This is a genomic window from Mycobacterium paraffinicum, assembly GCF_001907675.1.
Lineage (GTDB): Bacteria > Actinomycetota > Actinomycetes > Mycobacteriales > Mycobacteriaceae > Mycobacterium > Mycobacterium paraffinicum_A.
In genome coordinates, this window is the sequence record NZ_MPNT01000002.1 from 251,175 (window position 1) to 274,982 (window position 23,808).

The following is a 23,808-nucleotide window of genomic DNA, read 5'->3' on the forward strand; positions in this document are numbered from 1 at the left end:
GGCCCGCTAGGCGGGACTGCACGGGGGGTTCGTGGAGATTCGGCTCGTCCTTTACAGGGAGCGGACTCCGGTGGCCTGGGGGCCCTTAGGGCTGTGGCCGATTTCGAACTCGACCTTCTGGTTTTCTTCGAGGGTGCGGAAGCCCGAACCCTGGATCTCCGTGTAGTGGACAAACACGTCGGCGGAGCCGTCTTCGGGGGCAATGAACCCGAAGCCCTTCTCCGCGTTGAACCACTTCACAGTTCCCTGTGGCATCTCTCGATCTTTCCTTTTCTTCTGGGTGCGGGGCATCGCTTTTCGATGCCCCGGGCCTGGTACGACCGCCATACCTCGCTCAGTCGCCGGAACTTCACCCGACCGATTAACCTCGCAGGAACCGCGGCCGCAACGTCGATCCTGCGAAAGTTTGACACGAACACAGAAGCTGCGACCGCAAATAGTCAACCATGTTCATCGCTTCGGCGACAGACTTGCGCCGTCGGGGCGTGTAAGGAGGGTGTGAACTTGGCGAGTTTCGGCAGCGAGCTGCTCGCCGCCGCGCTCGCCGGTACCGCCACCGACGAGCACCCGTTGCGTCACGTCGCCGAGCTGCCGCCGCGAAGCGGCCGCCCGCACAGCTGGCCGGCGTGGGCCGAGCCCGACGTGATTCGCGCCTTCACCGACCGAGGCGTCAGTTCGCCCTGGTCACACCAGTCGGCTGCGGCGGAACTGGCTCACGACGGCCGCCATGTGGTGGTGAGCACGGGCACCGCGTCGGGCAAATCGCTGGCCTATCAGCTTCCCGTCCTCAACGCGCTGGCCACCGATCCGCGCGCCCGGGTGCTGTATCTGTCGCCGACGAAGGCGCTGGGGCACGACCAGTTGCGGGCCGCGCATGCGCTGACGGCCGCCGTCCCGCGGTGCCATGACGTCGCGCCGACCGCCTACGACGGCGACAGCCCGCCGGAAGTCCGGCGCTTTGCGCGCGAGCGTTCCCGATGGCTGTTTTCCAATCCCGACATGATCCATCTGTCGATCCTGCGCAACCACGCCCGCTGGGCGGTGCTGCTGCGGGGCCTGCGGTTCGTTATCGTCGACGAATGCCATTACTACCGTGGGGTTTTCGGTTCCAACGTGGCGATGGTGCTGCGCCGGTTGCTGCGGTTGTGCGCGCGGTACTCGGCTCTTCCGGGTTCCGGGCCCACGGTGATCTTCGCCAGCGCGACGACGGACGCGCCGGGCGCGACGGCTGCCGAACTCATCGGGCATCCGGTCGAGGAGGTCACCGAGGACGGTTCGCCCCAGGGCGCCCGGACGGTGGCGTTGTGGGAACCGGCGCTGCGGCCCGATCTGCTCGGCGAGAACGGGGCGCCGGTGCGCCGCTCCGCCGGTGCGGAGGCGGCGCGGGTGATGGCCGACCTGATCGCCGAGGGGGCGCAGACGCTGACGTTCGTGCGGTCACGCCGCGCCGCGGAATTGACCGCGCTGGGCACCCAGGCGCGACTGGACGACATCGCCCCGGAGCTCTCCGGCAAGGTGGCCTCCTATCGGGCCGGCTATCTCGCCGAGGACCGCACCGCCCTGGAACGCGCCCTCGCGGAGGGCCGGTTGCGGGGCCTGGCCACCACCAACGCCCTGGAGTTGGGTGTCGACATCGCGGGGCTGGACGCGGTGGTGCTCGCCGGGTTCCCCGGGACCGTCGCCTCGTTCTGGCAGCAGGCCGGCCGGTCGGGCCGGCGCGGGCAGGGCGCGCTGGTCGTGCTGATCGCTCGCGACGACCCGCTCGACACCTACCTGGTCCACAACCCCGCGGCGCTGCTGGACAAACCCGTCGAGCGGGTGGTGATCGATCCCGGCAACCCTTACCTCCTGGGTCCCCAACTGCTTTGCGCCGCAACCGAAATGCCGCTCGACGAAGCGGAAGTGCGTGACTTCGGTGCCACCGAGGTGGCCGAGGCCCTGCTCGACGACGGCCTACTGCGCCGCCGTAGCGGCAAGTACTTCCCCGCGCCCGGCCTAGAACCGCATGCCGCCGTGGACATCCGGGGATCGGCGGGCGGCCAGATCGTCATCGTGGAGGCCGACACCGGGCGGCTCCTGGGCAGCACCGGCGTCGGACAGGCCCCGGCGTCGGTCCACCCGGGCGCGGTCTACTTGCATCAGGGCGAGAGCTACGTCGTCGACTCGCTTGACCTCGACGACGCGATCGCCTTCGTGCACGCCGAGGACCCCGGTTACGCCACATTCGCGCGCGAAATCACCGACATCGCCGTCACCGGTACGGGCGAACGCGCGCAGTTCGGCCCCGTCACCCTGGGGCTGGTGCCGGTCACCGTCACCCACCAGGTGGTGGGCTACCTGCGCCGGCGGCTCTCCGGGGAAGTGATCGACTTCATCGAGTTGGACATGCCGGAACAGACGCTGGCGACCACCGCGGTGATGTACACCATCACCGCAGAAGCGTTGCTGCGCAAAGGTATTGATGCGCCTCGAATCCCCGGGTCGTTACATGCCGCGGAGCACGCGGCGATCGGCCTGCTGCCGTTGGTGGCCAGCTGCGATCGTGGCGACATCGGCGGCCTGTCCACGGCGGTGGGGCCGGATCCGGCCGGTCTGCCCAGCGTCTTCGTGTACGACGGCTATCCGGGCGGCGCCGGGTTCGCCGAGCGTGGCTATCGCAAGGTGGGCACGTGGCTGAGCGCCACCGCCGCCGCCATCGAGGCGTGCGAGTGCCCGCGGGGATGTCCGTCGTGCGTGCAGTCCCCCAAGTGCGGCAACGGCAACGACCCGCTCGACAAGGCGGGTGCGGTGCGGGTGCTGGAACTCGTCCTGGCGCAGCTGCCGCGCACCGAGCAACCCGGCGGATGACGACCGACCCCTCGACGGTCGACCCCGCGGATATGCTCTGTCCTACCGCGTTTCCTGCTGCTTAAGAAATGGCGGCGTGCTGTCGCACGATCAAACGAACGCTCACCGGTGAGCGGTTGGCGGCCCGGCCACGCGGGCGCAGCAGCAAACTATCAAGGCCGCGGCGACATGGCAACTTCATCGGCATCGGTGTTGTGGCCCGAAGGCGTTGGCGCAGAGAACGATAGCGTTTTCAGCGCCCGGTTCCGGGGCTGCCGGTAGGCCCGAACTCTCCGCGACTCGGGCCCTCGCCGTAAAATCGCCCTCATGGGCCACGACTGGTTGCTCGTGGAGACGCTGGGGGGTGAACCCACCGTGGTGGCGCAGGGGCGCCAACTCAAGAACCTCGTGCCCATCACCACCTTCTTGCGCCGCAGTCCCTATCTCTCCGCGGTCCGGACGGCGATCGCCGAGACGGTGCAGACGGGGCAGAGCTTGACCAGCATCACGCCCAAGCGTGACCGCGTGATTCGCACCGAGCCGGTGGTGATGTCCGACGGCTACATCCACGGGGTGCACGTGTGGACCGGCCCCGCCGACGTCGAACCGCCGGAGCGCCCGATCCCCGGTCCGCTGAAGTGGGACCTGACCCAGGGCGTCGCCACCGATACCCGGGAGTCGTTGGTGAACAGCGGAAAGAATCCCGAGGTCGAGGTCACCTTCGGCAGGGCGTTCGCCGAAGATCTTCCCTCTCGGGACCTCAATCCCAACGAGACCAAGGTCCTCGCCATGGCCGTCAAGGCCAAGCCGGACCAAACCATATGCAGCACTTGGGATCTCACCGACTGGCAGGGCAATCCCATGCGGATCGGCTTCGTCGCGCGGACCGGCTTGGAAGAGGGGCCCGACAGCCGGGATCATCTGGTCGCCCGGGCGATCAATTGGCGCGCCGAGCTCAAGGGCCCTGCGGTGTCGACCGACGATCTGGCGCAACGGATCCTGAGCGGACTGGCCCAGGCAGGCGTGCACCGGGCGCTCATCGACCTCAAGAACTGGGCGCTGCTGAAATGGCTGGACGAGCCCTGCACCTTCTACGACTGGCGGGGCAGTGAGACGGGCAAACCGAAGGTCCATCCCGACGATCAACACCTGGTGGCGTCGATGACGGAGGAATTCGCTCACGGTCCCACGAGCCGGGTGCTGCGCATGCCGGGCAATCACGAGGACTGGGTGCCGGTACACGTCACGGTCAACAGGGTGGAGCTCGAACCGGATACCTACGCCGGCCTGGTGTCGCTGCGGTTGCCCTCCGAGGAGGAACTCGCCGCTTCGGGGCTCGCGGGCGGCCCCGGGTCGGCCGGCTAACCGACCACGGGCAGCAGGCGCTCGGCGGCCACCGAGAGACGCTGGCCGGCGAGCTGCGGCCAGGCCTGCACCGCGCAGAACGGCGCGCACTGGTCCTGCGACGAACGAGTGCCGACGTGCACGCAGCACTGCACCAGCCGCTCTTCGATCATCGTCGACATGTCCATGAACGGTTTGACCGTGATGCGCACGACCCGCTCGCCCAGCATCCGCCGCAGTTGGCGCCGCCGGCCGGGCAGCGCGGCGGACGCCACGGTCAGCAACGTCGCCATGCCGAGGTCGCAGTTCTGGCAGATCATGCGCCACACGTCCGACATCTGCGGATGCGACAGCGAGGACTGCTCCGACAGCAAGCCCATCAGCGACTCCCGCACGGCCAGGCGCAACTCCCGGGGGATGTCGGAGTCGGCGATCCGGTTGGCGACCAGCCCGAGCTTGTCCTTGAGGTTGTCGTGGCCTATCAGTGCGACCAGCGAACGCCATTGCCCGTTGTCGTCGCGGAGCACGTAGCCGACCGAACAGCAGTGCGGATGCGAGCACGGCAGCGCGGTCAGGTCCCGCCAGGTGATCAGGCCACCGGTCTGCGGGCCCAACCGCTTCAGCACGCCGGTATGGGTGAGCCGCCTGCCCGGGTCGATGAGATCGGAACGCCCGGAGGCGAATTGCGGCTGGATGCAGACGCCTCCGACGTACGGCGTGTCCAGCGCGAGCTTGACGACATCGCCGATCTCGTCGTCGTTGACATCAAGGGCCGCCGTCATCACCAGTGTGGTGAAGATTTCGCGCTCGGAGAGCCGGAGCAACGCCGTCCGCTTGACGCGGGACAGGTCACCGCCACGGTGGTGGCGGTGCGCGGCCGGCGAGAGGCCATCGTATTGCAGGTAGACCTCGGCGCGTTCGCGGTGCTCGGTGAGCAGGTCGAGCAGCCCGTCATCCTGGGCTATCCGGACGCCGTTGGTGTTCAACAGGATTCGCGTGATCGGCCGCGAACTCAGCTCGGTGAGCAACTCCGGCAGCTGCGGATGCAGGCTGGGTTCGCCACCGCTGAGCATCACCACGTCGAGGCGGCCGTTCTCGCGTTCGATCCGCTGGTCGACGTTGGCCAGCACATCGCCGACCGCGACGACGTCGCGCAGGTCCGGCGAGGAGTCGGCGAAGCACGTCGGGCAGCGCAGGTTGCAGGTCGCGGCGACGTCCTCCAGCAGGATGCAGGTGTGCTGGGTCTGCATTGGTGGCAGGCCGCGCAAGTAGGCCGACGGGATCGGGTCGAAGTTATCCGGGGCATCGGGGACGTGGGCCTTGGTGGGAGCGGTCCACTCCTCGAGGTAGGCAAGGATTTCGGGGTCCTCGTCGTACAGCGTCCGAACGAGTCCGTGCCTGGGACAGCCACGTTCGAGCCAGACCTGGTCGTCTCGCACGGCGAGCCAGCCGCTGAGCCGTGCCACCTCGCCCAACGGGCGATCGGGTCGTTCGGCGTGACATTGGGGGCAAAAGGCGTTCACGTAGCGGTGGATTCGGTCACCGCGCAGTTCCATGCCGCTCATCGGGTGATGTGGTACAGCACCGGGTTCAATCCGGTGCAGATGCCGACGGTGAAAATGGAGCTGAGCGCCCAGCCGATCATCAATCCCATGCCGATCCCCCTCGCCCACGCGCTTCCCTTGACGAACAACAGCGCTCCCCCGCCGCCGAAGGCGATGAGCCCGAGCATGACGGCTCCGGTCGCGAAGGCGGCCTTCGGCGCGATCGTGTTGGCGAGCCCGAACAACACCAGCGGGCCGACGACCACGTTGATCCCGACGTACAGGGCTATCCCGGCGATGGCCGCGCCGAAGACCTCCCCGCTGCTCGGCTTGCGCTGCGGCGGTTGCGGTTGCCAGGCCGGGTATGGCTGGTTCGGGTGATAGGGATAGCCGGGAGGGGGCCACTCGGGGGGCCGCCAGCCCTCCGGCGGGGGCGGGCCGGGCGGTGGGTTCGTCATGTGGCAACCGCCTCCCGCCGCAACACGGCGTCGTAATGGCCCCGCCGATATCCCGCGCGCAGCCTGACGGCGATGACGAGCAGCGAGGGCAGCAGGAACCACTGCGGCCGGGTCAGGCCCAGCCACACCGTCTCGTTGGCCCGGACGAACTCGACGACAAACCGGAACACCGCGTATCCCGCCACATAGAGGACGAACAGCTCACCCGGGTGGCTCACCCGGTTCCGCAGCCACAGCAGCACGACGAATGCGGCCAGCTGGAAAGCGATTTCGTAGAGGAACGACGGGTGCATCGCCGCGCCGGTGAGGCAGCCCGGGCACTTGGGCACGCCGGCGGGGGCATGCACCCCCCATGGCAGGTTGGTCGGGCGTCCGGGGGCTTCGGTGAGGTGACAGCCCACCCGTCCGATCGCCATGCCGAGGGCGACCGCGGGAGCGAACAGGTCGCCGGTCTTGCCGGTGTAACCGCCGATCCGCTTGGCGATCAGCACGCCGAGGTAGGCGCCGAGCAGGCCGCCCAGGATGCTGCGCGATCCGAATTCCCACGCCTGCAGCAATGTCGGGTTGAGGCGGACGTCCAGATGCTCCGCCCAGCCGGACAGGCGCATTCCCACCGCGCCGCCCACGAGGGCGCCGGTCACCGCCACCAGCGATTGCTCGTTGACGGCTCCACGCCGGCGGGCTTCGATGATGAACACGACCGCGGCGGCTAGGACGCCGAGCGCCACGAAGACACCGTGCACCGGCAGCATCACCGGGCCGATCCGCCACTGGGGCACCACGCCGACAGACTATTACGTCCGGTCAGCGCGGGCCCACGTCAGCCGCGGGCCGGGCCCGCCCGTGCGGCGGCGCTCGCCGCGCCGCCGAAGACCGCCATGCGCACCGTGACGACGACGTCGAGGCCGTCCACCGCACACCCGGTGTCGTCGGCCCGCATTCGCCGGGCCACCGCCGTCGCGCGGGCGCAGGCCGATTCGGCCCCGGACGGCAGCCGGGCCGCGGCGGCGAGCGCGGCCAGATCGGCCGCCGCCTGCGCGCGGTGACGCGCCACCACCACCGCACCGAGGTAGGCGCCGGCCCCCGTGGCGCAGAGCAACACCGCCACCATCCAGGCCGCGACCAGCGTGGCCGAGCCCCGGTCATCCCGACGGCTCGGCCGCCGCGACCGCTGTGGCCGCGATGTCGAGCGCCGGCAACAACTCCGAGTGCGCGACGACATTGGCCACCAGGAACTCGCCGTCGTGGTGCACCTCGACCCTCGCCCCGCCGGGGGCGATGCGGCGGGCCGCGCTGAGGGCCGAGCGTTCGTCGCCGCGTGCGGCGAGCCTCGCGGCCTCGCGGGCGGCGTCCACGCAGCGAACCTGCATCGAGATCGCGGTGACGCCGGCCAGACACAGCACCAGCACGACCGCCAGCGTGGCGACGCCCAGGGCCGCCTCCACGGTGCTGGCGCCGGCACTGCCGGTTAGACCTTGGTGTTGAGCGCGCGACCGATGATGTTGGTCAGCGCCGACACGATGGAGTCCCCGGTGACCACGGTGTACAGGATCGCGCCGAAGGCCGCCGCCGCCACGGTGCCGATGGCGTATTCGACCGTCGACATGCCCGATTCGTCGGACACCACGACCAGCACGCGCGCGATCAGTCCTCGAAAGATGTTGTGCCGCATTGTCTTTCTTCCCCTTCACCATAATCCCGATTGCAAGACTTCCCCGGCCAGCCCGGCCACCACCGGCACGATCCCCAGGCACACGAACGCCGGCAGGAAGCACAACCCGAGCGGTCCGGCGATAAGCACCCCCGCCCGCTCGGCGGCGGCGGTGGCCGCCTGCGCGGCGTCGTGCCGCGAGTCCTCGGCCAACTCGGCGACACCCTCGCCCAGCGCCGACCCCGAGGCCGCCGAACGCCGGGCCAGCCGCAGCAGCGCCTCGACCTGCGGGGCCGCCTCATGCGCCCGCAGATCCGGCGTAATGGTCCAAGCGACAACGGGATCGGCCCCCAGCGCCAGCAGGTCCGCGGCGCGCCGCAGGATACGGGCCAGCGTGGGCGGGGCGGACGCCGCGGCGGCGGACGCGGCGCTAGCCACGGCCATGCCGGCGCCAAGGCACACGGCCAGCACGTCGAGACAAGACGCGATGGCCAACGGGTCGGGGCCGTTCGCCGGCCCGCGGCCCGGGCGGGGCCGATGCTCGCGGCCGGGTGCCCGCACCCGCGCCCGCACCAGCGCCGGGCCGGGGCCGATCCACGCGGCCATCGCGAGCAGGACCGCCGCCGTGGTCACGTCTCGAGCCGATCGGTGATGCGGTCGGCCCACAGCAGGCCGCCGCACGCCAGCATCGAACCCACGACCAACAGCCAGCCACCCGCGCGCCCATTGAGCAGGAAGGCCAGCGGTCGCGCGCCGATCAGCTGGCCCAGCAGCACGCCGAGTGTCGGCAGGCCCGCCAGGATCGTCGCGGTTGCGCGCGCCCCCGCCATGTTCGACGTCACCCGCACCGAAAATCGTTGCCGCTCTGCGATATCGCGCTGCGCGGCGCGCATCAGGGTGGCTATCGCCAGGCCGTGCTCGCTGGCCAGTTGCCAGCACAGCGCGAGGCGATCCCAATGCGCGGGCAGGGCCGACGCGTTCGCCGCGGCGCGCAGGCCGGCCGCGACGTCGGCCCCCAACCTGGCCCGGGCCGCGACGGCACGGAACGACTCCGCAACCGCACCGACGGTTTCGCCGGCGGCCACCTCGAACGCGCGCACCGGGTGGGAGCCGACACGCAACTCACCGACGAGCACGTCGAGCGCGCCTTCGAGCGCCTGCCCCTCGCGCCGGGCGCACCGGATGCGGCGGCGGCGGCGATAGCGCAGGTTCGCGGTCGCGCCCACGACCGCGACGGCGAGCACCGTTGTCAGCGGCAGTAGCACCGCGGTCGAGCAGACGACGCCCGCGGCAAGGCAGGCCGCACCGCGTGGCCCGGCGAGCGGGTGCCACCGGCGATAGGACGCCACCGTCGCCAGGCGGCGCCGCGGTGACGGCGGGAGGACCAAGAGCGCGACCGCCAGCAGCAGTGCAGCGGTGACTGGGCCGTTCATGCCGGCATCCGGCTGCGCAGCAGGCGATGCAGGAGCTCGGCGTCGTCGGTCATGCCTTCGCCGGCACGCCACACGGTGACCGCCCGCACCCCGCCCGCGATCCGGCGCAGCACGGCGACCTCGCCGAGCCTGCGCCGCCCGCTGCGGTCGCGCGCGACGTGCAACAGCACCTGGACGGCCGCGGCGAGTTGACTGTGCAGCGCCGCGCGATCGAGACCGCCCAGCGCGCCGAGGGCCTCCAGCCGGGCGGGGACCTCGGCCGGGTTGTTCGCGTGCACCGTGCCCGCTCCCCCGTCGTGGCCCGTGTTCAACGCCGCGAGCAGATCGACCACCTCGGCACCCCGCACCTCGCCGACCACGATGCGGTCGGGGCGCATCCGCAGGGCCTGGCGAACGAGTTGGCGCACCGGAACTTCGCCGACGCCTTCGACATTCGCGCACCGCGCCACGAGCTTCACCAGGTGCGGATGCCGGGGCGCCAGCTCGGCGGCATCCTCGACGCACACGATCCGCTCGGTGGGTGCGACCGCACCGAGCATCGCGGCTAGCAGCGTCGTCTTACCGACACTCAACCTATGGCACACTTAGCGGCGTGGGACTTCGAGCAGCGATTTACGTGCGGATTAGCCAGGATCGAGACGGCACCCGCCTCGGCGTCGAGCGCCAGGAACAGGACTGTCGGAAGCTCGCGAAGCGGCTCGGCTGGCAGGTCCGACGCGTCTACGTCGACAACGACATCTCGGCGTACAGCGGCAAGCGGCGACCGGAGTATCAGTCGTTGCTCGCTGATATCGAGGCCGGTGGGCTCGACGGCGTCATCGCGTGGCACCCTGACCGGCTGCACCGCTCACCGCTCGAGCTCGAGACCTATATCGACCTGTCGGAGAAGTTCGGCATTCAGACCCACACGGTGCAGGCCGGCACGTGGGACTTGTCGACGCCGTCTGGTAGGGCCGTCGCACGCACGCTGGGCGCGTGGGCGCGCTACGAGTCGGAGCACAAGGGTGAGCGCATCCGGCGGGCGCGTCAGCAGCAAGCGAAGTCCGGCGGGTGGCACGGCGGCATCCGGCCCTACGGTTTCGAGAAAGACGGTGTCACCATCCGGCCCGCCGAGGCGGCCGAAATCGCGAAGGCCACCGAGGCGGTCGTGAGCGGTGTATCACTGCGATCGCTCGTGCGAGACCTCAACGAGCGCGGCATACCAACCACGACCGGCCGCGGCCCGTGGACCTCGGTCGCGTTGAAAGACACCATCATGCGTCCCCGCACGGCCGGGCTCTCGTCCTACCGCGGCGAGATCGTCGGGGCGGCAGTGTGGCCGCCCATCGTCCCCGAGAACACATGGCGGGCGGCGTGCGCGATCTTGTCCGACCCGGCGCGCCGCACCAACGGCGGACGCGGTGGCACGATCCGCTGGCTCGGCTCGGGCCTGTACGTGTGCGGTGTGTGCGGCGAGGCGAAGCTGCGCGTCGGCACCGGAGGAAGCGTGAAGCGGCATACCTACCGGTGCGGCAACCGCTACGTCAGCGACGGCGGAGGTCACGTCACCCGCGAAGCGAGGTCGCTGGACGGCTACGTCGAGGAGGTGATCGTGGGCAGACTTTCCGAGCCTGGTCTCCTCGATCAACTCGTCGCCGCGGACGCCGACCAAGACGCAACGGCGCAGCGCGTCGAGCTCGTCGCCGTGCGTGAGCGTCAGGACGAGCTCGCCGGCCTATTCGCGGCGGGCCAGATCACCGCGCGTCAACTCGCGATCGGCACTGAGCAGTTAACCGCGAAAGAGGATGCGATCGCCAAGGCTCTCGGGTCAGCCGGGCAGCGCAACCCGATGCAGATCCTCGCCGGTGCGAAGGACCTGCGATCGCTGTGGTTCGGCACCCGAGAGGACCGTTCCGACGGGCTCTCGCTCGGCCAGCGTCGCGCGATCCTCGATCTGCTGATGACGGTCACCGTCCTGCCGGCACCGCGCCGACGCCTGTACCACTTCGATCCCGATTACGTGCAGATCGATTGGAAGGCGGCACAGTGAGGCCCGCTACAAGCCGACTGACAAACCGCTGTGCACTTAGTTGTCGTCTCATGGAGTTAAGCTCGGCTCGCGTGGGCAGCGAGCCCGTAGGAGCGAGGACAACCCGTGCGGCACACCGCGATGGGGCTCGGTCAGGCGGGACGCCCGGCGAGCTAGAGGGACCGCGAGGAGAATAGCGCCGGGGGGCCTTCCCGTTAGCCGCGGCCGATGAATTTGCGTGTCGCGGTGACCGACAACGCATTCGGGCGCGAAGTTCGGACCAAGGCATCCGAGATACACCACAGAAGGGTTTATTTCGCGATGCCTACCACCGTTGTGCGCCGCTGGGTGTCTATCGCGGACACCGCCGAACACCTCGGCATCACCACAAAGACCGTTCGGCAAATGATCGCCGACGGCCGGCTAACCGCGTACCGCAGCGGCCCCCGGCTCATTCGCCTCGACCTCAACGAGGTCGACGCCGCCATGCGGCCATTGGACCGAAGCGCCGCGGTCCAAGCATGACCGCCGCGACTGACCGCGGGAACGTCGCCCACGCAAGTATCGCCGCACACGTCGAGCGCGTAATCGCAGAGGCGCCGCCCCTCAGCGACGCTCAGCGCGACGTCATACTCGCGATCTTGCGTGGTAGCGGGCGAGTTCCTGGCTCGTGACCGGCGGCGGCACATGAGCGGTCAACTCGTCGGCGAGGTCCTCACTGCTCGGGCGGGGCATCTGGCCGATTTGTCGCAAGCGCAGACCCTCGCACTGGTAGCCATCGCTGAGAAATGTCATGCCGACAGCCGGCAGGGGTCGGTCAGGCTGTCCCATATTCAAGCTGCGATCGGTAGATCGCAGAGGACCGCAGTGCGCACGCTCGAACAGTTGAAGGACCGCGGGCTCATTCGGGTTACCAAGCGCGGCTATAAGTCTCACGGGACGGCGCGAGCAAGCATCTATGAACTCTCGGTGCTTACGCCACCCAAGATGGCGCAACCAACAGGCGACGCTTACGCCACCCAGAATGGCGCAACCAACGTTGGTGCTTACGCCACCCAAGATGGCGCAACCAACGCGCATGTGCTTACGCCAAATCCGAATGTGCTTGCGCCAAATGGCGATGTGGTTGCGCCACCCATGGATGGCGTACTTGACGGTTCTATTGACGGTTCAATTGACGGGGGTCCGCCGGCGGCGCCCCCCGGGCCGCCAGCGGGCGCTCCCGCATTCGTCCGCGGACCCTACGGGCCGCGATGCCGACGACACGCACACCTCGAGCATCCGCCGTCCGAATGCACCCGCTGTCACGAGCTCGCCGAAGCGGTGGCGTGATGGGGAGGCCTGTTCCCGATGCTTACCGCGAAGCGATCGACCGTCCGTGTCCGACATGCCGCGCCGCGGCCGGCGAGTACTGCACACGCCCCGACGACACCGGTGTGCGCCGCGTTCGGCGTGTTCCTTGCGTCCGGCGATGTCCGCCAGGCCCGCCCCTAACCGACGAGACCGCTGCGCCAACGCGGTCATTCAGCGAACCGCTACACCAGCTCGACGACCCCGAGGAGGCCCGATGAGGCTAAACGGCATCGGCAACATGGATTTCGCCGTCAAGGCGCGCGACAACGCAGACGCCGCGCTGCTGCAACTGAGTATCGGCCCACTGCAATTCACGCTCACCGAGAGCGAGGGGTTGCGGCTCTCGAACCGACTGGTCGATGCAATCGAGCACCATCGACGCCACCGCGGCGCGAAGGAGGCCGGCCAATGACCGAGGATGCCGAGGAATGGCGTTGCGCGGTCGCGAAGCTCAGCGAGTGGGACCACGCCCGCACCGACGACCCGCGAACCTACGCCGACGTGCTCGCCGCCGACGGGACACGCAAATGAACGACCACGACGCCGAGATTTTGCGTGACCACGCCGCGCTGTTGTGGGTCATCGCCGCCCTCAAACAGCACTCGGTGGGCATGTCTGACGCCTACGCGCGCGCCGGGCTGCGCGGTGCAGCCAACGCGCTTGCAATGCTGCTGCGGGCTTCGAGTCTGGTCGTTGACAGCCTGGACGATCAGGTGCGCGCCGACGTGGCCGCGGCACTACAGCACCAGCTCGGGGAGCTCGTGGGGCGAAATGCCGCGCTGTTGGCCGCCGACGACGAGGAACGCGACCGCCGCCACGGCGTCGACGACACCGGTTATCTCGATGACGCGCTGCGCAAGTTCTTCGATGAGCAGGGCGGCGAGGCGTGATGCGCCGAGGTGTGTTGCTCGACGTATCGGAGGCGGCAGTGCTCGCCGCCGCAATCGAGGATCTATGCCGACGTACTGGTCGGCAGCCTTCGGGTCGGCTCGGCCTGATCGTGGCGAAATTGCGCAAAGTTGTTGCAAACACTGACGGTTCAACCACGAAAACCGTCAGATTGTTTGGTGTTCAAGGCGATTCGGACCAACACTGTGCCTATGACCTGGTCACGTCGGGCGAAGCGGCGCGAATCTTGGGCATCAGTGCCCACGGTGTTCGCGACCTTCGCCGGCGCGGCGTCCTCGCCGGGCACCACACCGGCACCCGCTGGCTCTATCCACTGCGCATCGTCGAGGCCCGCGCCGAGCGCCGGGCCGCCAAACGCACCGGGTAAGCGAGGCCGCCGTGCCCGTTGATGTTCACCGCGTGCTGGGCCTCGAGCTACTCAAGACCGGCCGCTGGTCCGCCGTGAATGGTGACTTCGAGGTCGGCCCCGAGCATCTGCGGTCGATCGTCGAGTTCCACGAGACCGGCGCCATCCGCAAGCCGGTGGTCAAGATCGGGCACACCGGTCTGGGCGACGCGTCGCCGGCGCTCGGATTCGTCAACCGGCTGCGGCTGACCGACGGCGGGCACACGCTCGTCGGCGACCTCGCCGGCGTCCCGAAAGCGATCGCAACCCTGCTGCCGCATGCGTGGCCCGACAGAAGCGTCGAGCTCGAGCTCGAGTACGAGGACCCCGTCACCGGCCGGGTGTGGCCATGTGTCCTCTTGGCGCTCGCACTGTTGGGCGCCAGCGCGCCGGCAGTGTCCACGCTCGAATCGCTGCAAGACGTCGCCGACCTCTACGACGTCGCCGCTGCATCAGGCCGGCGAGTGATCGTGGCCGCGAGCGCGTTTCATCCCGAAGACCTCGAGGCGCGCCGCCGGCGCGCAGTGCAAGTTGCCGCTGCCCGCCGGCGGCGAACAATCCGAACGATTGGAGTCTGACGAATGTCGACAACGATTTCCCAGGTGTCGGTCTATGACCCCGGCGCCGATATCACCGCCGAGGCCACCGCGGCGGTGACCGCCCGCCGATTCCTCGCCGTGTCCGGTAACCGCACCGGTGGCGGCAATATCGCGGTCGCGCCGGCCGCGGCCGGCGTCCGCGCGTGCGGCGTGGCCGGCAACGACGCAGCGATCGGCGAGCTCGTGCGCGTCGTGCGCGGCAACTCCCGCGTCGTGAAGGTGACCGCCTCGGGTGCGATCGCCGCCGGCGCTGAGGTCCAGGTCGGCGCGAACGGCACCGCCACGACCAAAGCCGCCGGCATCGCGGTCGGCTACGCCGTCACCGGCGCCGTCGACGCCACCGACGCCGAAATCTCGCTCTACTGAGAGGACTTGACCAATGCCCAACGCGCTTATCCCCGAACTGAACGGCCGCCGTCTCACCGTCGACGTCGCCCTCAAGGAGCCGTCACGCATCCGCGACCAGATCGCGAAGCTCGCCGACGACCAGATCCTGCTACCGAAGGTGTTCCGGCCGTTCGGCGCCCAAATCCAGGGCGGCGGCTTGCTTTATAGCGTCATCGCGGCCAGCGACTTTTTCACCAGCGACGTCGAGAAGCGCGCGCCCGGCGCCGAATACCGCGTTGTCGAGGGCGTCGATCCTGAGTCCAAGCTCGCAGTCGTCGAGGACTGGGGCGGGACTTTCCAAGTCACCGACGAGCAGCGCACCCGAAACAACATCTCCTACATCGACCAGCAGACAACCCAGCTGGCAAACACCATCGCGCGCAAGCTGGACACCCGCGCCGTCGCCGCCCTCGAGGCCGCCGCCATTGCCACCGTGGCCGTCTCAAACCCGTGGGACAACCTGACCTTCGTGGGCCCCGACGCCAACCTGACACCCGGACCTGACCGGCCGACGAGCCACTTCGCACAGGCCCAGGAGCTCGCCGACCTCGAGGAGCTCGGCGTCGTGCACGACACGCTGCTCGTGCACCCCAGCCAGGCGCGGGCACTGCGCGAGGCTTACGCCGAGAACCTCGGCGCCATGCTCGAATCGGCCGGCCTCACGATGTTCTCCAACCCGCGCATCCCGGCCGGGACCGCCTACGTCTGCCAGGGCGGCATGGTCGGCACCGTCGGATTCGAGGCCGCGCTCACCGTCGACGTCATTGACGAGCGCAAAACCCGCTCGACGTGGGTGCAGGCCTACGCCGTGCCCGCGTTCGCCGTCGACCGACCGTATGCGGCGAAGAAGATCATCGGCCTCGCCGCCTAAACCCCGAGGGAGACAACACGATGGCACTGACACTCGAGTTTGACGACGCCGAAGCCGCTGTGCTGCTCGACCGCCTCGGCCTGCCCGAGGACACAACCGACACGGAGCTGGTCCTGGACACCCTCAAGGACGCCCTGCGCGGCGCCCCGCTAATGGCGGACACGCCGCCGTCTCAGATCGCCGCCGCCGCGAAGAAACACGACCTCGAGGTGATGGACACCCAGACGCTCGCCGCCCTGCGCCACGACGCCGCCGAGGGCCGAAAGATCGCTGCCGCCGCCAAGGCGCAGAAAATCGAGGCCGCCGTCGACGAGGCCGTCAGCACCGGCAAGATCACCGCGGCGCGCAAACAGCACTGGGTGACGCTGTGCACGCACGACGAGAAGATGCTCGAGGTCCTCGCCTCGGTGCCCAACGAAACCGCCGTGCCAATAAACGAACTCGGGCACAGCATCGACCCCGCCGACGACCGCGCCGATAAGCCGGCGTGGTTCTACTGATCGTCGCCGCTCGCGGATCACTGGCATGGCCGTGAGCGCGACCGCGGTGCCGGCCGCCAATGCCTCCGGCGGCCGGTACCGCACCACTGATGCCGAGCTCGACAAGCTCATCGACAGCGCGACCGGCTGGCGCATCTGGCACGTCAGGCTCGTCGACGAGCGGCCGGCGCTACGAGCGCCCTACGGCGATGCGCCGCTCGTCACCGCGCCGGCGGTGCGCGCGGAGTGCAGCGTGCACGTCGATCACCAACCGCCGGAACATGATTGCGCCTGTGGCGTCTACGCCGTCGAGAACGTCATCGACGCCCTCTACCGGCTGTGCGTCATCACCGCCAACATCGCGACCGGCACCACGAGCCTGTTCCGCCCCACTCGCGTCGCGCCTGACACCATCCCCGTGCTCGCCCACGTCCACCTCACCCGCGTTCGCTGGATCAACCGTGCCGTGCCCTGGTCCGACCTCAAGTGCACCTCACCCGAAATGCGGGCTGGCGTCGCGCGTATCGAGCAGCTCTACCTCGCAGCCCAGCTCGTCGACCACAAGCGCGCCGAGCGCCTGGCCGAGCGGCTCCGCGCGACGCTCGGTGTCCCGGCCGTCGTCGGTTACCCCGGTTACACCCTCGACGACTGGCAATCCCTGCCCGACTGGTACCGGCGCGGCGGGCCCGACGGACTGCTCGACGACGAATACGAGCCCCTCGTCGGCGGCGACCGGCCGCACCCGCGCATCCCGTTCCGCGCACCGATACCAACGCCCGGCGAAACCGTGTGGGGCGGCCACGTCGGCCGATGGGACGGCCAGTGACCACCGACTACGAGGCCGACAGACGAACCCGCGAGGAGCGGCACCGCGAGGTCATCACGCAACAACTCGGGCACTTCCCCCGCGAGCTCGCTCGGTGCACCTGCAACACACCATCGTTCGACCGCGACGACCACGCCAACACATGCCCGCTCGGGCCCGCCCAACTGCTGTCGAGCGGCCAAAAAGGCGCATCGACCCGCGAGCTTCCCGAGCTGCGGTTCTGAGCATGTGTTAGCTGGAATCCGACAGATACGCAGTTCAACCCCATTTTTCTAAGGGGTACCCCGGTAACTGACTCGCCGAGGTGAGTCAGAATTTTTTTTACAGCGACCCCGCGAAAAGCAGCGGGATTGTTCGGTAAAGGGATCCTCGGCGGATGGCCGCGGGGCTGGCAGCGGCCAGAATCACAGAAATTGGGTTCCCACTGGTCAGCTCGCGGCCGCAAAACCGCTGAGCTCTACGGCGCGCCGCCGACGCATAGCCCTGTCGGTATGGGGAAATACCATCAGAGCATGAGTTCGAGCCGGGGAAACGAGGTGACGAACTATGTCAGCCGCCTATTGCACATCGAAGCGCTGTCGCATCTCTGCTGCCGCTCTAAGCTACGGCGTATGAGCGACAGAGCCGAGGAACGCGCTGCGCTGCTTGCGCTGATGGAGGAACGTCCGTCGCTCATGGGCGAACGCGCAGGTAAGACAGCATGGTCGACGATCGCGTCGGAGGTCGCTGTCCGTGGATCCGCCCTTGCTCTCTGGGAGGAACTGCACCCACCGGCGCTAGATCTCGATGACTCCTTGATTCCTGCGATTGGCGGCGAAGCGGAGCTGCTGTTTAAGCAGTCGTGGGAGACAGTCCGCGAGTGGGAGTCGTCCGGTGAATTTGAATTGCTCACCGTGCTTGACGCCGCGTATCCCGTTGCACTGCGTGAGATTCACCAGACGCCGCCGATGCTGTTCGTGAAGGGCGACCTGCGGGCCGACGAGGACGGAGTGTCGGTCGTCGGCTCACGGAAGGCGAGCGCGTTTGGGCTCTCGATTGCCGCGAACGTGGCACAGGGACTTGCAGACCGAGGCGTCTCGGTCATTTCAGGGCTCGCCGAGGGCATCGACGGCGCCGCGCACGAGGCGACACTCGAAGCTGGCGGACGGCCGATCGGGGTAATTGGAACGGGTATCCGGCGCGTGTATCCGGCGAGTCACCGCAGCCTGCACGAGCGGGTCGCCGCCGCCGGCGCGCTGGTCTCACAGTTCTTCCCGGACGCGCCGCCGACGAAGTACTCCTTCCCCATGCGGAATGTCACCATGTCCGGGCTCGGTCGAGCATCGGTCATTGTGGAAGCTGGCGAGCACAGCGGCGCACGGATTCAGGCGCGCGTAGCGGTCGAGCACGGGCGGCCGGTGATCCTGACCGACCACGTGGTGAACGAGACAAAGTGGGGCAAGGCGCTGGAAGGCCGCCCTGGCGTGTACGTCGCTGGGAGCACAGCTGACGTAATGGGCATCGTCGAGCTTCTCATCGCGGACAGCCGGAGCCGCGACCTCGCCGTGCTGAACACCGGCCCCGCGCCGGCCTGACGGTCGATTGAGCGACGACAAAGTCGATCGCGTCGCCGAGATTAGGCGGGCGCTCGCGGTCTCGGCAGGCGGATACCTACGCAACCCGATCCGTGAGCAGTCCGCGACCTGCCGAACCTGCACGACACCGGTCAACGGCTACGACCGCTGCTACCCGTGCAACCAGCTTCACACGACGTTCGGAATCGCCGATCTCGTAGTGCCACTGACCTACGGCATCGAGGGCGAGCAGTCGCACTTTCTGGTTCGCCATTACAAGGACGACCAGGACGCAGCAGTCCGCCAGCGTCTGACCGTTGTCATGAATCGGCTGCTGTTCCTTGGCATTGTCATGCATGAGCCGTGCATCGAGAGGAAGATCGGACAGCCGGTCGACCGGCGGCTCGCCGTTCCCTCGCTTAGCGGCCGCAGCGGCGTTCACCCGTTCATAGAGATGACGACGAACATGCACGCAACCGGCCCGAGCCCGCTTCTGGTGCCGGCGCCCGGCGCGTCGAGCGCTCGCATCGTGTCGGCTTCTCAGTTCAACCTCGCCCCCGAGACCGATCTCACCGGCGAGCACGTCCTGATTCTCGACGACACCTGGACGAGGGGCTCACGCACGCAGTCTGCAGCACTGGCATTGCGCCGCTATGGCGCGAAGTACGTCAGCGTCATGGTCGTCAGCCGCTACCTCAAACCCAGCTACGACGAGAACGCCAAGTTCATCAAAGAGCGTCTACGCCGGGATTACGACCCATACATCTGCCCAGTCACTGGCGGCGACTGTCCCTAAGCATCGCTGAAACGTCACCTCCACAAATACCGATGGGCCCAGCGCCTGGCGTGACTAGCGCGTAGGTCGGGCCCGCTACCGAGAGAGCGGGTGGCGGACCCGACAATAGATCGGACGCAGATCAACGCCGATCGGTTCCCGGTGACGGCGTGAGACGGTCGAGCTCGCCGGCGGCCGCCAGTAACACCCCGGCAAGGCAGCGGGCCTCGTCGGCGTCGAGGAGCTCGGCGTCGCCAAGTTGCAATGTCACACCGCGGAGCACGGTGCCGTCGTCGTATTGCCGACCGGTGATGGTCATGGTGGCGGGGCCGGCGGTGCACGCACTGCCGTCGAACCACCGCGACCGGCCGGTACTGTCGAATTCCCAGGGGTAGACGCGCCGGGCATCGGCCGGCGGTGTGATTGTGTTCGTCATGCTGCTCAGCTAACACGGAGAAAGTCCGAAATAGCAAGGCTCACAAGAGAAATCCTGCATTTACGGCGTGTTTGGGCAACGCACAATGGTTGTGTGATGCACGGAAGCACCTGCCTCTGCAAAATGTCGCGGCGTGTCCGACATCGCCCTACGCACCTGGCGCGAGACAGTTGGGCGCATGGACGGATGGGCGTTGCTGGTCTCGGTGCTGGCGTTCGTGGTGTCAGGCACGGCGATGGTGATCGCATGGTGGCAACTGGTTTTGCAGCGTGACGCCGCCGGCGGTCGAGGCATCATTTTCGAGGTCCACCGCCCCATCCACAGAGAGGACCGCATCCGCGGCGAGCTCGTCGTCTCAGATGACTACTTCGTCCTGGTCAACCTCGCCGGAAATGATTTGTACGAGGTAGCGATCCACCTCGAACGTGACGGCCAGCAACTCGAGTTCGGCGATGCGGGCTACCTCGACGAGACACCGGAAACGTTGCGCCGCTTGACCTGCGAAGACGAACCGCTCACTTGGGAATTCAACCTCCGCGCCGACGACGCCAAAGACCTGTGGTGCGTGCTTTCTTGGGCCGCTCCGTACGGGCCGGGACTACGCACGGACGCGGTCCGCCGTCCGCTCGCTCCGCCTCACGAGCTCGAACGCTGGCGATGGTTCCGATCCTTCCGGTTAATTCAGTGGGTCGAGGAATGGGGTGCGCGCCGGCGCTGGCGGTGGGCCCGGCGCGTGCTGAGCCGACCGCACCGAGTCGGAGAGTGGCGTCGAGTCCCCGGCCGCGATCTCAAACCGGGCCAGAGCCCGATCAACTCGCGGCCGCTGTCCGCCAAGGACCGACCCCGGTGACTGGGTGCCACAGTTGCATTCCCGTATTGCCCGCTCCAGTTCCGCCGCATACCAGGAACGCCAACCGGGCCGCGATGATGTCGGCGACCAGTGCGGCGGCCTCGGGCGCCAACGCGCCCGATTCGATGAGCGCGGCCAGGTCCTGAGTGGCGGGCCGCAGCACCCGCAGCGACAGGCACGTCCCCGCGGCCGCCACCGGCGGCAGCACGGCATGCAATCGCACCGCGAACCCGGCGCCGATCCCGGTGAGCTGGCCATCCACCCACGGCTGCGCGTCGTCCAGCCGGCGACCGGCCGCCAGGGCCAGCCGCTGCGCCAGGCGCCGCACCGCCGCCTCGTCGGCGAACCGAACCTGTGTGCGCCGCAAGCCATTTCCGTCGTCGACCCACACCGCGTCGGGCGCGGTGACCAACACGTCGGTGGTGCCGTGCGCGCACAACAACGGCTCGAGGATCCCGGCGCCGGTCAGCTCCGTCTGCAGCACCCGCAAGTTGGCCAGCACCTCGGTGTCACCCAGCATGCCGCCGGCCTCGGCCCGGATCGCGGCGGCCACGACGTTGGGCCCCAGCGGCGCGGATTCGGCGGCCAGCCGCTCGCGCACCCGGTCGATCAACGAACCACTCACGCGGCCCTGCCTTTTCGTGCGGGCCCGGACGCGCGCGGCAGCACCGCCAGCACCTGCCGGGCCGCCGCCGCGAGCGCAGAACGCCGCCCCAGCCGCAGGCCGCCACGCTCCTGCTGCTCGGCCACCCAGGGTTGCGCTTTGACGGACGCCAGCAACGGCAGCCCGGTGATATCGGCGATCTCGGAGGCCCGCAACCCTCCCGGTGACGGGCCCCGCACCACCAATCCCACGTTGGGATTGACCGCGGCGAGCACCGGCGCCAGCGCGCCCGTCGCGGCGCACGCGGGCACATCGCAGCGGCTGACCACGACGACGAGGTCGGCGGCATCCAGCGCGGCGTGCGCCGCGTCGGTCAGGCGGCGCGGCAGGTCGCAGACCACCGTCACCGCGCCGCGGCGGCCGGCGTCGACGACGGCGTGCACGGGCCCGGCCGCCAACTCGCATCCGCGCCGGGTGCCCGAGAGCACGCTGATCGCCCGGTGTCGGGGCAACGCATCCCGCACCGCCGACCAGGTGAGCCGGCCGTCCTGCAGCGCCAGGTCCGGCCAGCGCAGGCCCGGGGCGTTCTCGGCGCCCAACCGTAGGTCGATCCCGCCGCCCCATGAGTCGAGATCCACCAGCAGCGCTTCCGCGGCCGCGTGCGCCAGGCCGACCGCCAGCGTCGACGCACCGGCCCCGCCGCACCCACCGATGACGGCGACGACCGCGCCGCGCGTCCCGTCGTCGCGCGACGATTCCACCGCCTCGGCGAGAACGCGGACCATGTCGCGCTCGCGTTCGGGCAGCCGCAGCACGTGCTCGGCGCCGACCCCGACGGCCGCCGCCCACGTTGCGGTCGCCGGGTCGGCCGTCGTCAGCACGGTCACGTGAGTGCGACGGGGTAGCGCCGCCCGCCCGCACCGCTCGGCCGCCGCCTCGTCCAGCACGACGGCCGCGGCAGCCGACCACGACTTGCGGCTCACGGCGCCGCCGGCGTGGACCACCCGGACGCCGACGGCCGCCGCCACGCGCTCCACCTCCCGGCGCAGTTCCGGGTCCGCGAGCACCGCCAGCACGCCCGCGGGGGCCGGCGCGTCGGCCTGCGAAGTGCTCGTCACGCGGCCCACTCTGCGGGCCCGCGATATTGGACACCAGTCCCAAACTGCGGATTTGTGGAGACAGACGCAACTGTGCACAGACACGTCGGCCAGCACACGGGACGCGGAAAGCCCGCAACCAATTGCATAGGCACACGACACGGTGCGGTGCGGGCGAACTGACCCCAGAAAAGGGACGACCCCCGCCAGGGGGGGAGGAGGCGAGGGTCGTCGTGCATCAGCCCCGGGGGGTCGGGCTGATACACCCTCGGCTCAGGCCGAGTAATGCTTACTATACACATGACTAGCCGCGGTAACGCAATAGCTCTTTCTATGAAAGAACACGTTGAGCCGCAAAAACACTGGCGTTACCACCGGTCCCACTTTGCTGAGCGGCCATTTCCGGCCAGAACCGCAGCCTCGCCGGGCGACCCACCTATGCTGGGGCGGTGACCGTCTTTGACCCGGCCGCGGAGCAGCAGACGTCGGCAACCGCCGCTCCCCGCGCCCGCACAGCGGCCTTCTTCGATCTGGACAAGACGATCATCGCCAAGTCCAGCACTCTTGCGTTCAGCAAACCCTTCTTTAACCAGGGACTGCTCAATCGCCGCGCCGTGCTCAAGTCCAGCTACGCCCAGTTCATCTACCTGCTCTCCGGTGCCGATCATGACCAGATGGACCGGATGCGCATCCACATGATGAACATGGTCGCCGGCTGGGACGTGGAGCAGGTCAAGTCGATCGTCAACGAGACGCTGCACGACATCGTGACGCCGCTCGTGTTCGCCGAAGCCGCGGACCTCATCGCCGCGCACAAACTGTGCGGCCGCGACGTCGTCGTGGTCTCGGCGTCGGGCGAGGAGATCGTGGCGCCCATCTCCCGCGCGCTTGGCGCCACCCACGCGATGGCGACGCGGATGGTCGTCGAGGACGGCAAGTACACCGGAGAGATCGCCTTCTACTGCTACGGCGAGGGCAAGGTGCAAGCGATCCACGAGCTGGCCGCCCGCGAGGGTTACCCGCTGGAGCATTGCTACGCCTACTCCGACTCGATCACCGATCTGCCGATGCTCGAATCCGTCGGCCACCCCAGCGTGGTGAATCCCGACCGTGGACTCCGGCGGGAAGCCGTCGAGCGCGGGTGGCCGGTGCTGTCGTTCTCCCGGCCGGTGTCGCTGCGCGACCGCATCCCGGCGCCGTCGGGCGCCGCCATCGCGACGACCGCCGCGGTGGGCGTCAGTGCGCTGGCCGCCGGTGCGGTCACCTATTCGCTGCTGCGCCGCTTCGCGTTCTAGCCCCGTATTTCGCAGCAAACACATTTCCGCATCGCTTCGCAATTGCGAACAAAATTGGGCCTTGCTGCGCTAAGGGTCTAGTAGTACAAAGGAACCACGGAAGCCCGGTGAGGCCTAGGTCGATC

Annotated in this window: 29 protein-coding genes and 2 pseudogenes; 18 read left to right on the forward strand and 13 right to left on the reverse strand. The window is 68.7% G+C overall.

Annotated elements, in window-relative coordinates; translation table 11 throughout:
* Positions 1-51 precede the first annotated feature (51 nt).
* Positions 52-255: a cold shock protein CspA gene (cspA, locus tag BRW65_RS03900; protein WP_007772268.1), complete on the reverse strand. Its 204-nt coding sequence runs from the start codon at positions 253-255 to the stop codon at positions 52-54.
* Positions 256-504: 249 nt separating this feature from the next.
* Between cspA and BRW65_RS03905 the strand changes: the two genes are divergently transcribed.
* Both BRW65_RS03905 and BRW65_RS03910 read left to right on the forward strand, forming a co-directional pair.
* A complete protein-coding gene (locus BRW65_RS03905) occupies positions 505-2,847 on the forward strand; it encodes a DEAD/DEAH box helicase (RefSeq protein WP_073871754.1) in 2,343 nt (780 codons plus the stop codon).
* A 306-nt stretch (positions 2,848-3,153) separates the two neighbouring features.
* Entirely contained in the window at positions 3,154-4,191 is a 1,038-nt protein-coding gene (locus BRW65_RS03910; RefSeq protein WP_073871465.1) for a PAS domain-containing protein, read from the forward strand.
* Here the strand turns inward: BRW65_RS03910 and BRW65_RS03915 are convergent.
* The 9 genes and pseudogenes from BRW65_RS03915 to BRW65_RS03955 form a co-directional block, all read right to left on the reverse strand.
* Positions 4,188-5,726 carry a radical SAM protein gene (locus BRW65_RS03915; RefSeq protein WP_073871756.1) on the reverse strand — a complete coding sequence of 513 codons (1,539 nt, stop codon included), beginning with the start codon at positions 5,724-5,726 and terminating at the stop codon, positions 4,188-4,190. The genes BRW65_RS03910 and BRW65_RS03915 overlap by 4 nt on opposite strands.
* A gap of 5 nt (positions 5,727-5,731) precedes the next feature.
* Positions 5,732-6,172, reverse strand: a complete 441-nt coding sequence (locus BRW65_RS30865; RefSeq protein WP_084187695.1) for a hypothetical protein — start codon at positions 6,170-6,172, stop codon at positions 5,732-5,734.
* Entirely contained in the window at positions 6,169-6,954 is a 786-nt protein-coding gene (locus BRW65_RS03925; RefSeq protein WP_073871467.1) for a prolipoprotein diacylglyceryl transferase, read from the reverse strand. Before BRW65_RS03925 ends, BRW65_RS30865 begins: the two co-directional genes overlap by 4 nt.
* Before the next feature lie 38 nt (positions 6,955-6,992).
* Positions 6,993-7,283, reverse strand: coding sequence for an Rv3654c family TadE-like protein (locus tag BRW65_RS03930; protein WP_347876613.1), 291 nt, complete (start codon positions 7,281-7,283; stop codon positions 6,993-6,995).
* 31 nt (positions 7,284-7,314) lie between these two features.
* On the reverse strand, positions 7,315-7,617 hold the full coding sequence (locus tag BRW65_RS03935) for a TadE family type IV pilus minor pilin (RefSeq protein ID WP_139272844.1): 303 nt from the start codon (positions 7,615-7,617) through the stop codon (positions 7,315-7,317).
* A gap of 23 nt (positions 7,618-7,640) precedes the next feature.
* Positions 7,641-7,844, reverse strand: a complete 204-nt coding sequence (locus BRW65_RS03940; RefSeq protein WP_073871471.1) for a DUF4244 domain-containing protein — start codon at positions 7,842-7,844, stop codon at positions 7,641-7,643.
* A gap of 15 nt (positions 7,845-7,859) precedes the next feature.
* Positions 7,860-8,456 carry a type II secretion system F family protein gene (locus BRW65_RS03945; protein ID WP_208611746.1) on the reverse strand — a complete coding sequence of 199 codons (597 nt, stop codon included), beginning with the start codon at positions 8,454-8,456 and terminating at the stop codon, positions 7,860-7,862.
* Positions 8,453-9,256, reverse strand: coding sequence for a type II secretion system F family protein (locus BRW65_RS03950; protein ID WP_073871473.1), 804 nt, complete (start codon positions 9,254-9,256; stop codon positions 8,453-8,455). Before BRW65_RS03950 ends, BRW65_RS03945 begins: the two co-directional genes overlap by 4 nt.
* Positions 9,253-9,822: pseudogene (locus BRW65_RS03955) on the reverse strand (ATPase, T2SS/T4P/T4SS family); the annotation flags it as partial. The pseudogene BRW65_RS03955 and the gene BRW65_RS03950, both read right to left, overlap by 4 nt.
* 26 nt (positions 9,823-9,848) lie before the next feature.
* Here BRW65_RS03955 and BRW65_RS03960 point away from each other — a divergent pair.
* From BRW65_RS03960 to BRW65_RS04020, 14 genes are all read left to right on the forward strand, one after another.
* On the forward strand, positions 9,849-11,285 hold the full coding sequence (locus BRW65_RS03960; RefSeq protein WP_073871475.1) for a recombinase family protein: 1,437 nt from the start codon (positions 9,849-9,851) through the stop codon (positions 11,283-11,285).
* Positions 11,286-11,585: 300 nt separating this feature from the next.
* Positions 11,586-11,789: an excisionase family DNA-binding protein gene (locus tag BRW65_RS03965; protein ID WP_073871764.1), complete on the forward strand. Its 204-nt coding sequence runs from the start codon at positions 11,586-11,588 to the stop codon at positions 11,787-11,789.
* Between the two features lie 1,042 nt (positions 11,790-12,831).
* Positions 12,832-13,029: a hypothetical protein gene (locus tag BRW65_RS03970; protein WP_073871477.1), complete on the forward strand. Its 198-nt coding sequence runs from the start codon at positions 12,832-12,834 to the stop codon at positions 13,027-13,029.
* On the forward strand, positions 13,026-13,148 hold the full coding sequence (locus BRW65_RS32610; protein ID WP_279627642.1) for a hypothetical protein: 123 nt from the start codon (positions 13,026-13,028) through the stop codon (positions 13,146-13,148). The genes BRW65_RS03970 and BRW65_RS32610 overlap by 4 nt, the downstream gene beginning before the upstream one ends.
* Positions 13,145-13,507 (forward strand): hypothetical protein, encoded by a 363-nt coding sequence (locus tag BRW65_RS03975; protein WP_073871480.1) that lies wholly within the window; start codon positions 13,145-13,147, stop codon positions 13,505-13,507. Before BRW65_RS32610 ends, BRW65_RS03975 begins: the two co-directional genes overlap by 4 nt.
* 11 nt (positions 13,508-13,518) lie before the next feature.
* On the forward strand, positions 13,519-13,893 hold the full coding sequence (locus BRW65_RS03980) for a helix-turn-helix domain-containing protein (protein ID WP_167373992.1): 375 nt from the start codon (positions 13,519-13,521) through the stop codon (positions 13,891-13,893).
* Between the two features lie 11 nt (positions 13,894-13,904).
* Positions 13,905-14,489 (forward strand): hypothetical protein, encoded by a 585-nt coding sequence (locus tag BRW65_RS03985; protein WP_073871485.1) that lies wholly within the window; start codon positions 13,905-13,907, stop codon positions 14,487-14,489.
* 3 nt (positions 14,490-14,492) lie between these two features.
* Positions 14,493-14,876: a capsid cement protein gene (locus BRW65_RS03990; protein WP_073871488.1), complete on the forward strand. Its 384-nt coding sequence runs from the start codon at positions 14,493-14,495 to the stop codon at positions 14,874-14,876.
* Between the two features lie 13 nt (positions 14,877-14,889).
* On the forward strand, positions 14,890-15,768 hold the full coding sequence (locus BRW65_RS03995) for a major capsid protein (protein WP_073871490.1): 879 nt from the start codon (positions 14,890-14,892) through the stop codon (positions 15,766-15,768).
* A 20-nt stretch (positions 15,769-15,788) separates the two neighbouring features.
* On the forward strand, positions 15,789-16,268 hold the full coding sequence (locus BRW65_RS04000) for a hypothetical protein (RefSeq protein ID WP_073871500.1): 480 nt from the start codon (positions 15,789-15,791) through the stop codon (positions 16,266-16,268).
* 25 nt (positions 16,269-16,293) lie between these two features.
* On the forward strand, positions 16,294-17,073 hold the full coding sequence (locus tag BRW65_RS04005; protein WP_073871502.1) for a hypothetical protein: 780 nt from the start codon (positions 16,294-16,296) through the stop codon (positions 17,071-17,073).
* Positions 17,070-17,297, forward strand: a complete 228-nt coding sequence (locus tag BRW65_RS04010) for a hypothetical protein (protein WP_073871504.1) — start codon at positions 17,070-17,072, stop codon at positions 17,295-17,297. The genes BRW65_RS04005 and BRW65_RS04010 overlap by 4 nt, the downstream gene beginning before the upstream one ends.
* Positions 17,298-17,585: 288 nt before the next feature.
* Positions 17,586-18,647: a DNA-processing protein DprA gene (locus tag BRW65_RS04015; protein WP_208611747.1), complete on the forward strand. Its 1,062-nt coding sequence runs from the start codon at positions 17,586-17,588 to the stop codon at positions 18,645-18,647.
* 7 nt (positions 18,648-18,654) lie between these two features.
* Positions 18,655-19,422 carry a phosphoribosyltransferase gene (locus BRW65_RS04020; protein ID WP_073871506.1) on the forward strand — a complete coding sequence of 256 codons (768 nt, stop codon included), beginning with the start codon at positions 18,655-18,657 and terminating at the stop codon, positions 19,420-19,422.
* A gap of 121 nt (positions 19,423-19,543) precedes the next feature.
* Here the strand turns inward: BRW65_RS04020 and BRW65_RS04025 are convergent, their stop codons facing one another.
* Positions 19,544-19,837, reverse strand: a complete 294-nt coding sequence (locus tag BRW65_RS04025) for a hypothetical protein (protein ID WP_073871508.1) — start codon at positions 19,835-19,837, stop codon at positions 19,544-19,546.
* A 133-nt stretch (positions 19,838-19,970) separates the two neighbouring features.
* Between BRW65_RS04025 and BRW65_RS04030 the strand changes: the two genes are divergently transcribed.
* A complete protein-coding gene (locus tag BRW65_RS04030; protein WP_139272848.1) occupies positions 19,971-20,687 on the forward strand; it encodes a hypothetical protein in 717 nt (238 codons plus the stop codon).
* Positions 20,688-20,709: 22 nt separating this feature from the next.
* Here the strand turns inward: BRW65_RS04030 and BRW65_RS04035 are convergent.
* Together BRW65_RS04035 and ssd are read right to left on the reverse strand one after the other, a co-directional pair.
* Positions 20,710-21,312 (reverse strand): annotated as a pseudogene (locus BRW65_RS04035) (ATPase, T2SS/T4P/T4SS family); the annotation flags it as partial.
* The gene (gene ssd / locus BRW65_RS04040; RefSeq protein ID WP_084187709.1) at positions 21,309-22,358 is read right to left on the reverse strand and encodes a septum site-determining protein Ssd; all 1,050 of its coding nucleotides are present in this window, start codon (positions 22,356-22,358) and stop codon (positions 21,309-21,311) included. The gene ssd and the pseudogene BRW65_RS04035, both read right to left, overlap by 4 nt.
* 479 nt (positions 22,359-22,837) lie before the next feature.
* On the opposite strand from ssd, the gene BRW65_RS04045 reads away from it, so the two are divergent.
* Complete coding sequence (locus BRW65_RS04045; protein WP_073871513.1) at positions 22,838-23,683, forward strand: HAD-IB family hydrolase; 846 nt, start codon at positions 22,838-22,840, stop codon at positions 23,681-23,683.
* Positions 23,684-23,808 lie beyond the last annotated feature (125 nt).